This is a genomic window from Parvimonas sp. D2 (genome assembly GCF_035282635.1).
Lineage (GTDB): Bacteria > Bacillota > Clostridia > Tissierellales > Peptoniphilaceae > Parvimonas.
In genome coordinates this window covers 70,602-88,990 of sequence record NZ_JAYKBO010000004.1, presented here as the reverse complement: position 1 = coordinate 88,990, position 18,389 = coordinate 70,602, and the positions used below count along the sequence as shown (strand labels likewise).

9 protein-coding genes and 1 pseudogene are annotated in these 18,389 nt (G+C 35.3%); 2 read left to right on the top strand and 8 right to left on the bottom strand.

Going from position 1 to position 18,389, the window contains the following annotated elements:
- Positions 1–80: 80 nt before the first annotated feature.
- The 6 genes from VJI77_RS05580 to VJI77_RS05555 all read right to left on the bottom strand — a co-directional run bounded on the left by VJI77_RS05580 (position 81) and on the right by VJI77_RS05555 (position 6,631).
- Positions 81–1,079: an ABC transporter ATP-binding protein gene (locus tag VJI77_RS05580; protein ID WP_001860234.1), complete on the bottom strand. Its 999-nt coding sequence runs from the start codon at positions 1,077–1,079 to the stop codon at positions 81–83.
- The gene (locus VJI77_RS05575) at positions 1,076–1,804 is read right to left on the bottom strand and encodes an energy-coupling factor transporter transmembrane component T (protein WP_000431741.1); all 729 of its coding nucleotides are present in this window, start codon (positions 1,802–1,804) and stop codon (positions 1,076–1,078) included. The genes VJI77_RS05580 and VJI77_RS05575 overlap by 4 nt, the downstream gene beginning before the upstream one ends.
- Positions 1,804–2,394, bottom strand: coding sequence for an MptD family putative ECF transporter S component (locus tag VJI77_RS05570; protein WP_014262669.1), 591 nt, complete (start codon positions 2,392–2,394; stop codon positions 1,804–1,806). The genes VJI77_RS05575 and VJI77_RS05570 overlap by 1 nt, the downstream gene beginning before the upstream one ends.
- 25 nt (positions 2,395–2,419) lie before the next feature.
- Positions 2,420–4,144 carry an ABC transporter ATP-binding protein gene (locus VJI77_RS05565; RefSeq protein ID WP_000620708.1) on the bottom strand — a complete coding sequence of 575 codons (1,725 nt, stop codon included), beginning with the start codon at positions 4,142–4,144 and terminating at the stop codon, positions 2,420–2,422.
- Positions 4,141–5,910: an ABC transporter ATP-binding protein gene (locus VJI77_RS05560; protein WP_000727577.1), complete on the bottom strand. Its 1,770-nt coding sequence runs from the start codon at positions 5,908–5,910 to the stop codon at positions 4,141–4,143. The genes VJI77_RS05565 and VJI77_RS05560 overlap by 4 nt, the downstream gene beginning before the upstream one ends.
- Positions 5,911–6,016: 106 nt before the next feature.
- Complete coding sequence (locus VJI77_RS05555; RefSeq protein WP_000166902.1) at positions 6,017–6,631, bottom strand: TetR/AcrR family transcriptional regulator; 615 nt, start codon at positions 6,629–6,631, stop codon at positions 6,017–6,019.
- Positions 6,632–6,920: 289 nt separating this feature from the next.
- Between VJI77_RS05555 and VJI77_RS05550 the strand changes: the two genes are divergently transcribed.
- Both VJI77_RS05550 and VJI77_RS05545 read left to right on the top strand, forming a co-directional pair.
- The gene (locus VJI77_RS05550) at positions 6,921–7,271 is read left to right on the top strand and encodes a plasmid mobilization protein (protein WP_000013390.1); all 351 of its coding nucleotides are present in this window, start codon (positions 6,921–6,923) and stop codon (positions 7,269–7,271) included.
- 5 nt (positions 7,272–7,276) lie between these two features.
- Positions 7,277–8,608: a relaxase/mobilization nuclease domain-containing protein gene (locus VJI77_RS05545; protein WP_001018653.1), complete on the top strand. Its 1,332-nt coding sequence runs from the start codon at positions 7,277–7,279 to the stop codon at positions 8,606–8,608.
- 327 nt (positions 8,609–8,935) lie between these two features.
- On the opposite strand, the pseudogene VJI77_RS05540 reads toward VJI77_RS05545, so the two are convergent.
- Together VJI77_RS05540 and VJI77_RS05535 are read right to left on the bottom strand one after the other, a co-directional pair.
- Positions 8,936–9,496, bottom strand: a pseudogene (locus VJI77_RS05540) (single-stranded DNA-binding protein); the annotation flags it as partial.
- Positions 9,497–9,539: 43 nt separating this feature from the next.
- Positions 9,540–18,374 (bottom strand): helicase-related protein, encoded by an 8,835-nt coding sequence (locus tag VJI77_RS05535; RefSeq protein WP_001222126.1) that lies wholly within the window; start codon positions 18,372–18,374, stop codon positions 9,540–9,542.
- Between the last annotated feature and the right edge of the window lie 15 nt (positions 18,375–18,389).

The following is an 18,389-nucleotide window of genomic DNA, read 5'->3' as shown; positions in this document are numbered from 1 at the left end:
TAGTAAATTAGTAGTAAATTGAGTGGTTTTGACCTTGATAAAGTGTGATAAGTCCAGTGTTTATGCGGATAATTAGATTTTTATACTGTTTTTAGTTGTAAATTCTCATCATCTTTTAAAATTTTACCTTTATTTTCTTTGTATAAGCCACATATGATTTTTGCTAATGTAGACTTCCCAATTCCATTTTCTCCAACAATCCCAATAATATTCCCATAGCAAAATTTAAGATCCTCAATGGACAAAATTATTTTGGTATTTCTTTTGAATATCAGATTTTTTAACTCTAATAAAGTCCCTTTATTTGAAGTTTCAAAATCATCAAATCTTTCAATAGCTTTATAATCAGAATGTCTAAGTCCTGTTCTCGTTCGTTCATCTTCACTTAGATTTTCAATTTCGTCCATACTATATTCTCTGATGATTTTTCCATCCTCTAAGTATATTGCTCTATCAGCAATGTCTTTTAAATACCACAACCTGTGTTCTGCAATAATAATAGTTTTTCCTAAAGATTTAAGCTTTTTTATTGTAAGCGATAGTTCTTTCATTGACTTTATGTCTAAGCTTGAAGATGGTTCATCAAGAATAAATATCTCAGGGTTTAATGCGTAAATGCTTGCTATAGCAATCTTCTGCTTTTCTCCTCCAGAAAGATTGAATATATTTTTATTCATCAAGTTTTCAAGATGAAGCTCTTTTTCAACTTCTTCAATCCTTTTGTTAATTACTTCTCTTTCTATGCCGTAATTTTCTAAACCAAAAGCAATTTCATCTGTTGTATTTGTTGTATAAAATTGTGTTTTGGGATTTTGAAAAACCGAGCCTACATTCTTAGATAATTTATAAATTGGGGTGGTAAATGTATTCATACCATTGACCATAACACTGCCAGAAATGTCTCCATCATAAAACTCAGGTATTATACCATTCATAAGCTTTAATAGAGTAGACTTTCCACAACCACTCCTACCACATAGAAGAATGCATTCTCCTTTTTTTACAATCAAATTAATGTCTTTTAATGAGTAATTAGCTCCTCCCTTGTATTTAAAGCTTAATTCTCTAATTTCAATCATAAGTCCCACCCCGAGATTTTCATAAATACAACGATTAATATAATTAAAATCATAGAAAGTAAAACACAAATATCCTTTCTCCTAAATTTAATAAGATATCTACTTGTTTTGTTAACAGGAGCATCAAGTCCCCTTATAATGGCTGATTGAGAGAGCTCATCCCCAATTTCTATCACACTTACGAATAAGGGCACAAAAAAATATTCCATTATTAATGTTGGTTTCCTTATTAAATTTATTAAGTTAAAATTAATTCCTCGAGTTTTCATCGCCATATTTATATGACTCCATTCGTCTTTAATAGTAGGCAAACATCTAAATATTACAGAAATCATTATGAGCGAGTCTTTTGAAAGTTTTAATTTTTGTAAAGTTGCCACTGCACTGGAAACAGATGTGGAATTTAAAATCCATTTGCCCACGATAATACATGGCAGAAATTTTCTTCCAATTGCTAAGATAAATAAAATTAAATTCGAAAGAAAATTCATATTAAAATAGGCTAAAGATTTTTCCAATACTACACTTATTACAAAAAATAAAATATACTTTATAGCGGATTTTTTATAACCATCGCTAATAATGATGACAAGAAAAAATAATGTAATAAGACTTTGATAGATCCAATCAAACCCTAAAAAAATTAAAATATTCGCACCTATAAGCAAGATAAGTTTTGTTCTGAGGTCATATTTTGACCCCAGAACAAACTTTGAATTTTCCATTATAAAACTCCTGCTGATTCCAGCTTTTTATTTAGTATTTTCTTTGTAAAATAAGAACCAATCAAAGAGAATATAAATGTTCCAATAATCATAACTGGTAGCATCCATATTGGTGTCCATGCTCTTACTGTATTACAAAAGTTTTGATCTAAGCCACCTTTTATAACACTTTCAAAAAATGCTTCTCTCATAAGCCAAATTGGTAAGAATCCTCCAAATAAGTTTAGAGAAAAAAACATATGACTAATTGTATTTTTCTTAAAGTCTGTATAATTTCCACCTCTTGCTATTAACATAGCAATTATTCCGGCAGGCACTGCCACTAATGGTGCAATTGGAATATGACCAGTTACAACTAATAAAATACTTGGTAAGATAGCTGCGATTACAATAGCGGTGGCTGACTTTGTTTTTGCAAGAAGCATATGATAGGTTGGTGCAGCAAGTAGTGCTACAAGCATAGGCATTAGTAAAAATAAAACAGGGACAGGCATAGATATTGCCCCAATTACTAAATATGTTACAAAGTAAAGTGCAATTAAAACACCAGCTGTAACTGCATTTTTTGATGATTTCTTTTGTGTTTTCATAAATTTCCTCCTTTAAAATTGATTGTTACTGTACAATCTTCCATTCTTTAGACTTTTCTTGATAATTCCATAAGTCTTTATATAGTCCTTCATTTTTAATAAGTTCTTCATGCTTCCCAACTTCTTCTACCTTCCCTTTGTTTAAAACAACAATTTTATCAGCTCCCATTACGTTTCTTAATTTATGGGCTACAACCACAACTGTTTTATTTTTTATTAAATTTGATATTGCTTCTTGTATAATAAGTTCATTTTCAGGATCAAGTGAAGATGTTGCTTCATCAAGTAGTATTATTGGTGCATTTTTTAATATTGCTCTCGCTATTGATATTCTTTGTTTCTCACCTCCAGACAGAGTCGCTCCTCCTTGTCCAATCATAGTGTCAAATCCATCATCTTTTTTGACTATAAAGTCATAAGCTCCTGCCATTTTTGCAGCATTCATGATTTCATCTTTACTTGCATCTTCATTTCCAAATTTTATGTTGTTATAAATTGTGTCTTTAAAAAGATACACATCTTGAAAAACGACAGAAAATTTATCCATTAATTTATCAGGGTCGGCTGTTAGCAAATCTACTCCACCAATTTTAATTGTCCCTTCATTAGGATCATAAAATCTGGAAATTAATTTAATTAGTGTAGATTTTCCAGAGCCAGAGTAACCAACAAAAGCAGTTAATTCGTTCTCATTAATGTCTAATGAAACATTATTGATAACCTTAGACTCCTTGTAAGAAAATGAAACATCAGATATTTCAATTTTGTTGCTTTCGTTTACAGCACAATTTCCTGACATAGGTTTAGCCTTAAGTAAGTTAATGATTCTCTCTCCTGAAACGGATGCCATTTGTAAACCTGTATAATTTACAAGTGCAAGCTCCAAGGGATCAAAAATCCTTGTGCCTACAAATAAGAACATTAAAAATGTATCAATTTCCAAAGATCCATTTATAAATAAATAGGAACCAGCTAAACTCATCAAAGGAAGTCCTATTCTTAAAATCATACTTGCTATAGTAGTTAATGAACCAACTCCTTTCTCACTCTTAATATTTGCATTTCTTGAGTTGTCTATATCTTCTTCAAGTTTTGTTAATGTGTCATCTAAGCTGTTATAAGCTTTTAGAGTCTTAATGGCATCCAAATATTCATTTATATCTTCTTCCTCTTTTATCCTCATTTTCTTTGTTTTTAAATAAATTTTTTTCTGAAAGTTTTGCATGAGTGTAAGAAGTAGAACAGAAATAGGTAGTCCAATAAGTGTTGCTATTCCCATTTTTACATTGATTATCAAAAATAATATCGAGCAAAGAACCGCTACACATATACCACTAAAAAATTGAGGTAATTGATGCGTTACTGCCGTTTCAACTTTGAAAAAATCATTCATTAATGTATCTAAGATCTCTGCTGAACTTTTCCCTGAAATATAACCTATCGGCAGTTTTCTTATGTGGTCTGCAAGCTCTATTCTTCCATCTGCACTTGTCTTGTATCCAAGTTCATAGGTATATTTTGTGGCTAAATTTTCCAATAAGAATGTTATTAAGAAAAATATTGCCATTATCCCAAAATACTTCCATAAAAGGCTCGTATCTATACTATCTGCACCTCTATTTAAAAATAGTGTTTCTACAATTTTCGCCAAAGCAATAAATGGTATAAGGTTGGAAATAGATGCCAAAACGTTTAAAATAATTGATTTTCTTATATTATTCATCTTTCCTAAAGTAATATTTCTTATCATTCATTCTCACTCCCTTCTATATCCATTTGCCAAATATTTGTCTTCTTATAAATATCAAAGAGTCTCTTATATATTCCATTTGCAAGGATTAAATCTTCATGCTTACCTCTTTCTGCAATTTTTCCATCAGATATTACTAAGATTTGATTTGCATATTCTATGGTATTTAACCTATGAGCAATCATAATAACAGTCTTATCCTTGACCAATTCAGATAAAGCTTCCTGCATAAGATATTCATTTTCAGAGTCTGCAAAACTTGTTGCCTCGTCTAACACTAATATTGGTGCATCCTTCAAAATTGCTCTTGCTACTGCAATACGTTGTTTCTCTCCCCCAGATAAGTAAGTTCCTTTACCCAAAACAGTATTGTATCCATTAGGAAGTTTTTCAATAAAATCATGACACCTTGCTTTTTTACATGCTTTTATGACATCTTCTTTTGTAGAACCTGTCTTTGCCATAGCAACATTATTGAAGACTGTATCTGTGATAAGATCACTGTCTTGAAAAACAAATGCTATCTTGTCCATTAAGGTGTTTATCGGAATACTTTTTATATTAACTCCACCAATTTTAATAGAACCTTCTGAAGGATCGTAAAATCTTGGTATTAGCGTTCCAATGGTAGATTTACCTGCTCCCGAATAACCAACTAATGCTGTAACTTCTCCTTGTTTAGCACAGAAGCTTATATTCTTTAAAACCTCTTCATTTCCATAAGAAAAGCTCACATTATTAAATTCAAGATCATGACCTTTTATCCCTTCCTCAGTATTTTCAATTGCCAATTCTTTTTGATCTATAATTTCATAGACTCTCAAAACAACTTCATTTAGTAAATTCATTCCTTCTGCAAAATCTCTAAGCTTTAATGCAGGTACGCTAATTGCAGGTGCAAGAATCAAATAGAAAATAAAAACTGTAGCAAAATCCAAGTTATTATTTCGTGACATTAAAAGTATTCCTACAGGAACTATGAATGTAGCAACAGATAAAATAAACATTCTAAATGAGACAAATCCTGGTCTTATCATTGATGTCATCGAACTTGTAAAATCTCTATATTCTCCTACTGACTTTGAAAAAGTTTTAAATGATTTTGCTCCTGTTCCAAATATTTTCACTTCCGGCATACCTTTAACGTATTCAGTAGTTGCTGAATTAATTTGATCCAAAATCGCAAAGTTCTTCTCAAGTCCACCCGACTTTATAATCTTTGCCATGATTGCAATCTGAATTCCTAAACCAACAAATATAATTAACAAAGTCGTAAGACCTAATATTAAATTTATCTTCAACATAACAATTATCATTGCTAAAATTAGTGCTAAAGTTGAAATTAAATTTGGTAATTGATGAGAAAAATATCCCTCAATTTGATTCATGTCCGATCCTAATACTTGCCTTATTTTTGACTTGTTGTCTCCGGTAAAAAAACCTAAAGGAAGATTCCCAATATGAAATAATATCTTCTTTTTTAAGTTAGCTATTAAAACATATGAAAACTTATGGCATAAAATACCGCCAATGTAAGTTAAGCAATATGACAATACCACTGCTGCAAGTCCATAGATGCAGAACTGTATTGTACTTTGTTCTAATTTTCCATATAAAAATAGAGATTTTATGACTTTGTATATCACCAAAATTGGACAAATACTTAATAGCATACCAAGACTAACAAATAATATCCCTCCTACAAGTTGTCCTTTTTTTATTTCACTGTAGGAAATAATATCTTTGATTGATTTCTTCTTTTTCATCTAAAACATACCTCCTTCCGAACGAGTTCGTTCATTTGTCTTAAAACTAATACAAGGAAAACACCATTGATGTTTCCCTTGTAAAATACTTATATTTTATTTTTCTCTAATGAGGTCTTTGAAATAGCTCACTTATTATTCCAAAGGCTTCACTTGAATTTGTTTTGTTTTCTCCCTTAATAATATAGTCGTTATATATTGTGCCAACAGCTCCGTATAAAATAAAAGCTGCGAAACTTCTCACATTTTCTCTGTTTATTCCCATATTATTTTCTATTTTTTTATTTTCAATTCCTTCAATTATAAATTCTGAATAGACATCTATAAATTTTCCAATGTAATGAATCAATTCCCATAACCTGTAAGAGTTATCTGTAATTGAATTCTCTTTTGAAAAATTATATCTTGTCGTAAACTGACCGATATCTTTTACTATAAGTTCTCTTAAAATCTTTATTCTTTCTTCGTAATCTATTTCCTTGTTTTGAAGGATACCTAACTTATTTTTTAATTTTTCATCAAAGTATGTTTCCATACACGCCAAGAAAATATCTTCTTTTGATTTGAAATAATAATAAAACATTCCCGGCGCTCCATTAACTTCTGCAAGAATATCTCGCACAGAAACTTTCTCATACCCATACTTTTCAAAAAGTCTGGATGCTATATTTATAAGCTCCTGTTTTCTTTCTTCTGGATCTTTTACATTTCTCTTTGTCAAAACATCACCACCTATTGACCGACACTCGTTCTGTATGCTTATATATTAGTCCCTTCTAACCATTTTGTCAAGAGTATAGTAGAAAATTATACTTAAGTATGATACAATTATTAATAATTTTAATATATGCTTAATGCTTGTATTCTTTTGTAGCAAGCACAGTAAGTGTACGGACACTTACGGAAAAATTGATGAAGCAGCCCTTCGGGATCTGCTTCTTTTTTTATCAATTTTTAGCTTGTTAGGGAGACCCTAAAACCCCGAAATACATCTAAAGGAGGAACTATCTATGGCAAATAGGATACGAAATGAACGACTTGAAATTAAGTTGACTAAGGAAGAAAAAACTCTTTTTGAGGAGAAAAGAAAACTTGCGAAGTGTAGAAATATGAGCCATTTTATCCGCAAATGCGTTTTAGAAAAGGAAATTTATCAAGTCGATTTAGAGCCTTTTAGGGATTTACAAGGCTTACTTTCCAACGCAACAAACAACATCAATCAGATTGCAAATCGTGTAAATTCGACCGGTGTTATCTACAAAGAGGACATAGGCGATATGAAACAAGAGATTGAACATTTTTCAAAAGAACTGTGGCAAATTCATTCCTTGCTTCTAAACAGGACTTCCGGAGGTGATTAAAATTTATGGCGATTACAAAAATACATCCTATAAAATCAACCCTTCATCTTGCTATTGACTATATTGTTAATGGAGATAAAACAGATGAACAGCTTTTAGTCAGTACGCATAAATGCCATCAGTCAACTGCTCATACTCAGTTTTTAAGGACAAGAGGGGAGGCAGGAACTAAGGGAACTGTCCTTGCAAGACATCTGATTCAATCATTTTTACCGGGAGAAACAAGCCCTGAAATGGCACATCAAATCGGTCTTGAGTTATGTAAAAAGATCCTCAAAGATGAATATGAGTTTGTGTTATCGACGCACATAGATAAAGGGCATATCCATAATCATATCATCTTCAATAATGTGAATATGGTTAGTGGCAAGTGCTATCAGTCAAACAAAAAATGCTACCATAAAATTCGTTATCAGAGTGATAAGCTATGCAAACAAAACAACCTTTCCGTCATTGATGAACACTACGAAAGCTACAAGAAAAAATACAAGACGAGCGGAAAGTCTTGGTATGAAAATGAGCAGGCAAAGAAAGGTACTTCTTGGAAAAGTAGACTTCAATTTGATATTGACAGAATGATAAAACAGTCTAAGGATTGGGATGAATTTCTAAGGAAAATGGCTGAGCTTGGATATGAAATTAAGTATGGCAAACATATTGCTTTTAAGCCAAAAGATAAGCCGAGATTTACCAGAGCCAAAACAATCGGAGAAGATTACACTGAAGAAAGATTAAAAGAACGACTTGCAGAAAGATCATCTATTAAAACCCCTGCTGTCAAAAAACGCATCGGCATTGTTATTGATATGAACACCAATATGAAAGTAAAAGAAAGCAAAGGCTATGAATTTTGGGCAACCAAACATAACCTTAATACAATGGCTGAGTCTGTTATCTTCCTTAGAGAACACGGCATAAAATCTGTTCAGCAGCTTGACGAATTTATCAAGAAAAGTGCTGATGAAAGACAAAATTTACAGGATAAAATCAAGGCGATTGATAAGAAAATGGAACAGTTATCCACTACGATGGAGCAAGTTCATATTGTCAAAAAATATCGTGCCTATTACAAGGAATATAAGGCGAATACGTCTGATAGGGCATTTTTCGAGGAATACAAAGCTCAGATTACCCTCTATGAAAACGCTCTTTCCGAGCTTAAAAAGTCTTATTCCAAGCTGCCAAATTCAAGGGATATTTTATCTGAGCTTGATAAATTGCAAGAAAAAAAGAATACCCTTATGCAGGAGTATTCTTCCTCAAAATTGACTATGGACGAGCTTTATCAGATACGAAAGAACTATGGAATTTATATGGGTAAGGAGATGGAGAGATAATCTTTATCTCCTTTTTTTGAGCAACAAAAAAGAGCCGGTGCAGCCCTAAAGACCACACCGACCATCATCTTATCTTTCCGTTTCTTTTGACGATTCCTGCTTTACTTTTGGCTTTTCCTTATCTTCTGCCTGATATTCTTTGATAGCACCAAGTATGGATTTTTTATCGTTTTCTTTCCCTTTTTCAGAGCCGGTTAAGGTATTTAACTTGGCTTTCATTTTTTCAATATCTGCTCTAATCTGTCCTGATTGCTCCCAAGAATCTGCATAAAATAAGTCTTTTTCTCTTTCTTCTATCTTACTTTTCAGTTTAGCAATCTCTTGACTCTTATCCTGTCCTTTCATCTGTTCTTTCGCCTTTAAGAGCTTTGAGGATAATATCCTTACATTGCTATGCTCCTTGCCGTTATCATCAATAGAGGTTCTAAGCTGTCCGAATAGCTTTACGAAATCTCCCTGTTTAAAGTCCTTTGGAAGTTCACTCTTTTCTCCATAAGCGGAGCAATTATGATATACCTTATTACCCTCATCATCTTTGGAAACTACGGAGAAATTTGCCACCTTAAAGCCTTCTCCGTTCTTATTTTCTATTTCGATTACATCTACATTGCCTACAACATTTCCGACGATATTTACAAGGTCATCTTTCTCCTGCTGAACATAGGGCAGGTCTTTTATCTGCCCCTGTTCTCTTAAATCTTCAATCATATAGTCGAAATCTTCATGAAGCAGATTGATGGTATCATTTGCCATATAAGCATCATATAGCTTATCCAAGGCACTCTCATCATTGATGCCTTTTTCCATGCTGATAACCGCTTTTACGAAGTCCTTATGGTTATCATTTACCATATCCTCAATTTTATCTCGTATTGTTTTGTAATCCATGTTTTTATCTCCTTTCATGGTAAAAGGGAGCTTATAAGCCCCCTTATCTTGCATATTCCTGTTCTTTTGTAGTTTGTTTATCTTCCGTTTTGCTTTCACTTTGATAAGCTCTGATCTGTCCTAAAATAGACGGTTTATCTTCCGTTCTTTGAGAAGTTTCCTCTTTTGTATAAAGATTATCTTCCACATCATAGGTTGATTCAAAGTAATCACTGTCCCTGAAATCATTGTCATATCTGTCGATGATACCGTCATTATCGAGGTCTTTTGCAAGCGGATCATAGAAGTTTCCTTCATCATCAATATCAAGTCCCGTTGCTGCTCTTAAATCTTCGGAATCCACATAGATCAAATCTTCAAAAGAGGATAGCTCAATCTCATTTTTCATATTCCTTAGAGCTTCGTTCTCTCCCTTGTTTTCATAGTCGAAGCTCTCTGTTTTTACCACCGTATCATCAATATACTGTGTCCATGTTTTAGCTTCTAAATTCAGTTCGTACTGAATCCCATGTCTTTCATCGGGCGTATTGGTATAGGCAATCCCGATATGCTTTAAATCAGGATATAGCGTGTCAAATTCATCATAGCTGTGGTTTTCTTCATACTCTCTGTTACAGAAGTCAATAATCGCTCGTTTTACATCTTCCACAAGGGGATTGTCATTTCTCTTTTCTTCTACCTCTCCCATATCGAGCAGCTTATTCAGTTCGGCAAGCCTTAATACTTTAGTTTTCAGTTCATCTGCCTTTTCAAACGGCTTTTTAAGTTCTTCTTTGGCATTTTCAAGCTGTTCTTTGGTACTAACGAGCTTTTCTTCAAGCCTCTTTAATTTCTCAGGCATTTTCTCAAGAGCATTATCCAGTCTTGTCATATTTCCGTCTGCACTTGTGCCAAGCTCTCCTGAATGCTTTGCAGCACCGTTTAAGCTGAAATTATGCTCATTGGTAAAGAAGTTATAGCTGACCTCTAAATCCATATTTCTATACTTTCCTATCATCTTACTTTCATTGATTTTTACTTTTGAAATGGCTTCAAGAAGTTTTTCTCCTGCTAATTTCTTATCGGTAATCTTCTCGCCTAAAATAGTAATGGAAGTAAACTTTTCCTCACTGTCTGACTTAGGTTCAACTTCTGATATATCTTTCTTAACAGCTTCAATTAACTTTTCCGTCCTTGCAATTTCTTCCGGATAATTTTTAGCAACCTTGTCCTCTAATCTATAACGATTGGACTTATAGTTTGCTTCAAGCATTTTAAGTTTTGTAACCTCATTGTCCAAATCCATTTTTTCTTTGATTTTCGGATCTCCTGTGGCAAGAGCTTTAATTTCTGCATAGTTAAGGGAGCTTTCGTCCACATCTTCCGCAACACGAACGGGAGTCTTACTTGTCATAATTTGAGAAATGAACTTCTGCTTATTTTCTATGGTCTGCCACAAATATGCATCAAAGGTATTCTCCGTAACATAGCGATAGATATTTACCTCTTTATTTTCATTTCCCTGTCTTACAATTCTACCTGCTCTCTGTTCAAGATCCGCAGGACGCCAAGGTACATCCAAATCATGCAGTGCAATCAGCTTATTTTGCACATTTGTCCCGGCTCCCATCTTCTGAGTAGAGCCGAGCAATATCCTCACATCTCCCTTACGCACCTTTGCAAATAGTTCGTCCTTTTGCTTATCTGAATTAGCTTCATGAATAAAGGCTATTTCTTGTTTCGGGATTCCCATTGCAACGAGCTTTTCTCTGATGTCATCATAGATGTTAAACTCTCCATCGCCTTTCGGTGTGGACATATCGGAAAATAGTAGCTGTGTGGATTTATTCTCCTTGGTCTTATCCCAAATACTAAAGACATTTTTCACGCAAACATTGACTTTGCTGTCGGGATTATCAGGAAGTAGGGGATTGATCAGCCTTTGGTCAAGAGCAAGTTTCTTACCGTCATTGGTGATTTTCAGCATATTATCTTCATCAGGCTCTACCGCTTTGTTTCTCACATCATCTGCCCGTTTTGATAAGCTCTTTAAGATTTCTTTTTGCTCCTCGCTTGGCAAAGTCTTAATGACTTCATAGTGTGCTTCAGGTGTTGGAAGATTAAGCATATCCGCTGTCTGAATGTCCGCAACTTCCTTAAACATAGACATTAGTTCAGGCAAGTTATAGAACTTGGAAAATCTTGTCTTTACTCTGTATCCTGTTCCCTCCGGAGATAATTCAAAAGCTGACTGCGTTTCCCCAAAGGTAGAAGCCCAAGAGTCAAAATGCTCCAAATTATTCTTTTTAAGGCTTTCATACTGAAGATAACGCTGCATGGTATAAAGCTCGGTCATGGAGTTTGATACAGGCGTTCCTGTGGCAAAGACAATTCCTTTTCCATTTGTCATTTCATCCATGTATCTACACTTCATGAACATATCGGATGACTTAAAGGCTTCGGACTGCCCGATACCTGCTACATTCCTCATTTTTGTGTAAAGATAGAGATTTTTGTAGCCATGTGCCTCGTCAATAAAGAGCTTATCTACGCCAAGTTCTTCAAATGTAATGACATCATCTTTCTTAAAATCATCGTTTAATTTCTCAAGCCTTGTTTCAAGTTTTTTCTTTGTTTTTTCAAGCTGCTTTACCGTAAAGTTCTGATTTCTGTCATGCTTGTATTCCTCTACATAGTTTATGATTTCATCAATCTGATCCTGAATATGCTTCTCTTGGTATTCTTTTGACATCGGGATTTTTTCAAATTGCGTATGCCCGATTACAACCGCATCATATTCGCCTGTTGCAATTTTGCCGATAAATCTTTTTCTGTTTTTCGGCTCAAAGTCTTTCTTATCTGCGACCATAATATTTGCCGACGGATAAAGCTGCATAAACTCTCTGCCAATCTGTCCTGTTAGATGATTCGGTACAACAAAGAGAGATTTACTGCACATTCCAAGCCTTTTACTTTCCATTGCGGAAGCGACCATCTCAAAAGTCTTTCCGCTTCCTACCACATGGGCAAGCAGGGTATTTCCTCCATAAAGGCTTCTTGCAATGGCATTTCTTTGGTGTGGTCTGAGTTTGATTTCCGTATTCATTCCTTCAAAAGAGAGATTACTTCCGTCATATTCACGATTTCGGATAGAGTTAAAACGCTCATTGTAGAGCTTCACAAGTCTGCTTCTTCTTTCCTGATCACTAAATATCCAGTTCTTAAATTCTTCTTTTAGAAGTTCCTGTTTCTGTCCTGCAAGGAGAGTTTCCTTTTTATTTAAGACAGAACTTTTTGAGCCATCCGGATTTTCAATCTGGTCAAAGACCTTTGTTTCTTTAAGGTTTAAGGCATCTTCAATCAGCTTATATCCGTTTATCCTTGATGTTCCGTAGGTCATTTCAGCAAGGTCATTTCCTCTGTCTTTGCTCTTTCCTTCAATATTCCATTCACTTGTAAGATTTGAGAATTTGACCTTAATATCCCATCTTGCCCAGCCCGGTGTTTTCAACGTTTCAAAGATGAATTTCTCTATATCCTTAATCGGTATCCAAGTTGCTCCAAGACGAACGCTGATTTCACTTGCTTCCAGTTCTTTCGGTAATACTTTGGTAAGTTCCGATTTTTGATATTCCAAACGGTTCATCTCATAGCTTATCAGCTCTTTTTCTTTGCCATCTTCCGCATAGCCAAGATGAGGTAGTTCCCGTTCCGTTTGTCTTAACTTTGCAAGGTAACTGTCTACGATGGTAATCTTTTCTCTGATATTCCCTGATAGGTATTCGTCCTTTGTAACATAGCCATACTTATATGAATTGCTGCCATTTGCACAGGCGAAAGGCAAATCTCCATCTTCGGGGTTAAAGGATAGCGGTCTGTAAAAGTTCTGTTCTTCCCTGATACTTAGATAAATCTCTCCCCTTAATTCTTCTATTAGAGTAGGTCTATCTTTTCCCGTCAGGTTTTCCATATAGTCAAAGTCCACATAGCCTTTTTCCGACATAGATAACACAAGAGATTCCAAAGAAGTATCCACATGGTCAATGGTCTTTGCCTTTGTGATTGTCCTCTTGGAGAATATATCCCCCTTTGCCTTAAAGTTTTCTTCTTCATCAAGGATTTCAATGGAGGAAACAAGCGGGAAGTTACTGTCCTCTTTAAAGGCTCTGGTATTGGAAAGGTTATTGACATATCCATGCTTTTTAGAAAAGCGGTCATAGACTTCATTGAGCTTTTCTTGAGCTTTCTTTACCTCATCATCGGAATAGTCCTCTTTCTGCTTGTAGATAACATCTTTAAGGGCAGTATTCAGTTCAAGATAGTCCTTAATCTTCTCCTTATTCTTATCCGTTATCTCTTTCTTTACAAAAAGGGAATTTTCTCTGTAATACACTTCGTCATCAATGATAGTATATGAAAAATTTTTGACATCATCTGTGGCAGGGATAGATGTGATTTCATCATCAAGTAGCTCTATTTCTTCATAGGCTGTTCCTTTGGATATTTCTTCACTTGCCCTTGCAAGCAGCTCCTTTAAATCGGCATTTTCTCTTGGCAGACAAGCAAGGGCGTTTCCAAATCTTCCTGACACTTCTTCCATAGAGCCAAGCACCATCTGAGGATTCTCTACAAAGTATTTGTTATATGTCAGCCCATTTTCATCTTCTGCAAGATGTATCCAGTCCTCGTCCCTTTCTCTTATACTGTCCCTTTTCTTTAGGAAGATAATATCCGAGGTTACTTCCGTTCCGGCAACACCCTTAAAGGTATCGTTTGGAAGTCTGATTGCTCCTAAAAACTCCGCTCTTGCTGCAAGGTATCGTCTGACACTTTCATCCTTTTTATCCATCGTGCCTGAAGATGTAATAAAAGCGATAACACCACCATTTCTAACTTTGTCAATGGATTTTGCAAAAAAGTAGTCATGAATTAAAAAGTTATTTTTGTTATACTCCCTGTCATTGACCTTGTACTCTCCAAAGGGTACATTCCCGATAACCGCATCAAAGAAATTATTGGAAAAGGAAGTTTCTTCCAGTCCTTTAATCTGTATATCACTTTCCGGATATAGAAGTTTTCCAATGCGACCGCTTAAGGAGTCAAGCTCTACACCATAAAATTTACTGCTACTCATTTCATCCGGTAAACTTCCGATAAAGTTTCCGATGCCCATTGACGGTTCTAAGATATTGCCATTCTTAAACCCCATTCCTGAGAGTGTAGAGTAGATACTGTCAATGACTGTCTTAGGCGTATAAAAAGCTGTTAAAGTTGATTCCTTAGCAGCTTCGTATTCTGATGACGATAGATTTTCTTTTAAGAATGCTCTTGCTTCTTTCCACTGACCTTCTCTGCTTTCGTCAAAGACTTCGGAAAGTCCGCCCCATCCTACATATTTTGCCAAGACTTCCTGAGCTGTATTGTCAAGCTCTCTTTGTCCACTCTCCACTCGTTTAAGCATGGAGATTGCTTCAAGGTTTTGGTTTAACCTTTCACTTGGCGTTAATTTTTCAGGGAGGATTTCTTCGGTAATCTTAAAATTATGAGCTTCTATTTTTAGTTTTTCTGCCTTTTCATCAATGTCTTGAATCGTATCTTTAGCTTTCTTGTATGTCAGATTTTCAAATATTCTCTCAAGGTCGCTCTCTAAACGATAGGGAATCACATCGGAGCCTGTTATCATACCACTGAGATATTCGGTATTATCCTTAACCGTTACGGTCTTTAGGTTATTTCCCATATTATCAAAGCGGGTAATGGTACAATCCTTATCCTTATATTTCACTTCATCGCCAATCAAAAATCTCGGTCTTTCAATGCTTATCTTTCTTAATAGCTCCTCATTATCCATAAACGGTACGATTGCAATTTGCCTATTTCCATCTCTTGCCGGATACAGCCATACCTCCGGCTTTCCGTTTACTTTATTTTTTTCAATATCCTTTGCAATATATGTTTCATGGTCAAAATAGACGGTATCACCTTGTTTCACTGCAAATTGTTCTGCAAGGCTTTCCTCTTTTTCATTCAGCTCTACTTCTTCTTTTTGCTGAATGTAGTCAAACAGGGTAGATTGAACAGGACTTTTTTCATCAAGTAAATTATCTTTGTTATCTGTATCCTCTGTACTAATCCCTGATAACCTGCTCCTGTCGTTGATAATACCCTCGGCTTCTTCTAATGAAATTCCCATTTCATCGCTAAGATAAAAGATGTCCTGTTCCTTTTGATTATCTTTTGCGGAAAGCTGTCCGTTAAATACTCGGTCTATTTCTTCCTCACTCATCTGTTTTACAAGCTCGGTATCTTTGATTTCTTGAAAAGTCTTTGGAAAATCTTCCAACACAAGTCTTTGAGCATTAAGTTCTTTCAATTCATTCAGATTGAAATATCCCCATTCAGGTTCAATTCCGACTACAAGCCCAAAGGCTTCTCCGCTTTCCCTGTCATACTCTGTCATATACCAAGTCCAATTACTTTTAAAAGGAATGATATATGCTGCATGAACTTCCTTATCCGCTAAATCAATTTCTTCCTGTGCGTAAAGCTCCGGCACCCGTTTCAGCATTTCATCAGTCATCAAGTTTTCAGGATTATCTTTCGAGTAATAGTGTGGCTCTTTTACTTCTTCCTTCTCCGCTATATTTTCTATGTGCTGTTCCTCAAGGTAAAGGTTTTTAGAAAGCAGCTCGTCAATATGCTTTGCCACACTTGTCCAAGTGAGAAACACATCTTTACAATTATCCTTTTCAAGTTTTATTCCTTTGGCATCGTGCCATTCTCCACTACCTGTCAAGCCTGATACCGCATGGCTTCTTCCTCCTGTTCCATATTCATCTTTTAAGAAGTCGGCTTTTTCCTGTAAAGTGTGATTTTCTTTGAAAAACTTTGTAATTCGCTCTTTTCCTCTATCGATTCCGCTTCCCCTTGAAATAGTAGCAAGGACTTCATCTTCTGTAATAAAGGCTTTTACTTTTGGAAGTTCAGTAAGATTGGTACTGTATTCTTTTCTTGGCAGTGCAAGCTCCTGTAATTTCTGATAAAGGCTGTCCACCTTATGATAGTGAAACCTTAGTACATCTCTATCTTCTCTATATGCTTCTAAAAATCGTCCATACTCTTTGATGACATCCCCAAGGTGTTCAGGATTTTTCAGTGCCTCGGATAATCTTTTTGTTTCATCCGGAAAGCCACCTCCTTTTTCGAGAAATTCAAAAAAGCCTTGTTCTTTTCCTTCCTCACTCAAATCGTGAATAAGATACCATAGGGACTCTGAAATCCGATCTCTTTCATAATCCAAAGCTTCTGAAATCTCCACATTGGTAGCAAACTCTCCGTTTTCCAAAAGTTCAGCAATTCTATTTGCCGCATCACTCCAACTTAAAACCTGCGTATGATCTTCTCTTGCCGATGTTCCGGAAGCAAAATGAATCCCCTTATCCGAATACCAGGAAGATACCTCTCTTTCATCAATATACAGTCCGTTTCCACCGTTAAAGGTATCTTTTAGGTATTCTCCCAATTCTTCATTGCTTTTTCCTTTGGAAAACTCGGCAATGACAGGAAGTCTGCCCCCATCGTGATTTCCCCCGTTAATCAGGAACACATCTTTTTCCTTTTGGCTAAGAGGAACGGTCAGGATCAGTTGTCCGTAAGCATTTTCAGGCAAAGAAAAAGAAGCCTTGTCCGCTTCTCTTATCTCTGATTCGGTATTTTCTTTTAGATTTCCACGACTTCCTTGATGGTCATTTCTTTGAGAGCTGAAATCATCGCTCCATACTGCGGATCGCTCTTGCTCTCTATCTTCCAAGCTTCCATCAGTTTCGGCTTCTCTGTTCTCATAAACGCTATCGCCTGTTTCTGAATGTCCATCAAATGATTGGTCAGTTTCTTCTCCTTGTATAAATCCACTAACATCTCGAATCGGCTCTGCTCCTCGCTCTGTGAAAGATAATCCAGCCTCATCACTGCGTAGGTCGGATTGGGATATTCCTTGATGAATTCCGTCTGTTCCTCCAAGCTGCTTAGTGTATTCTCCCTGATTTTCTCTATTATCTCGTCCGTACTCCCCATTTCGGAGAACTCGCTCGTTTTCATTTCTTTTCTGATCATCTCGTCGAAGTACATTTTCTTCTACCTCCTCAATTTCTTCTCTAATCTTATTATATCCTGCTTCTTTACCTCTTAAAACTTCTTTGTCAAGCTCTTTACTTTTCTGAATGGTCGCATCAATGATATTTCCGCTAATATCCGATACGGTTTCACCAAGACTCATAAGAGATATACTATCAAGTCTTTCAAAATTTTCTCTTAAAAGTTCACTATCCATAGGATAATCAAGCTGAAACCTTGAAGATACCGCATAGCTCACTGAATCTCTCACAAACTTTGTAAAAGATATTCTATTCTCATCGGCTATTCTAAGCTCGTTCATTAGACTGTCTATCTTTTCATCTCCGTAAAGCCTGCTTAAAGAAAAGATATTTTCTAAGATACTTTCACTCTCTTCATATCCCTCACTTTTTATCATTTCCTTTAACACATCTTGATGCGCTTCTTTATCGAATCTCCATAGATTTACTTCATTGACATCTCTGTTTCTTGAAACTGTCTGAGCTATATCAAAGATGTAGTCAACCTTTTTATATGTGCCGTAGTCCTCTAAAATCGGAATTCCTTTTTGTCCTCGCATAACAGTTCGGTGAAAGCGTTCACGCCAATAATCGAACTTGGCGCAGGCTGTCGCTTCCGGATTTTTATCATAGATACTTAACTGACTTCTAAAATCATATCGTTGATTGTTTCCGACAACCTTTAGGAGCTTTAAATATTCCGCTTCACTATGCAGAATGTCCTGTTTTACAAGCTCCAAAATATTATGAAAATCATTGATTCGCATTTTTACCTCCTTTTT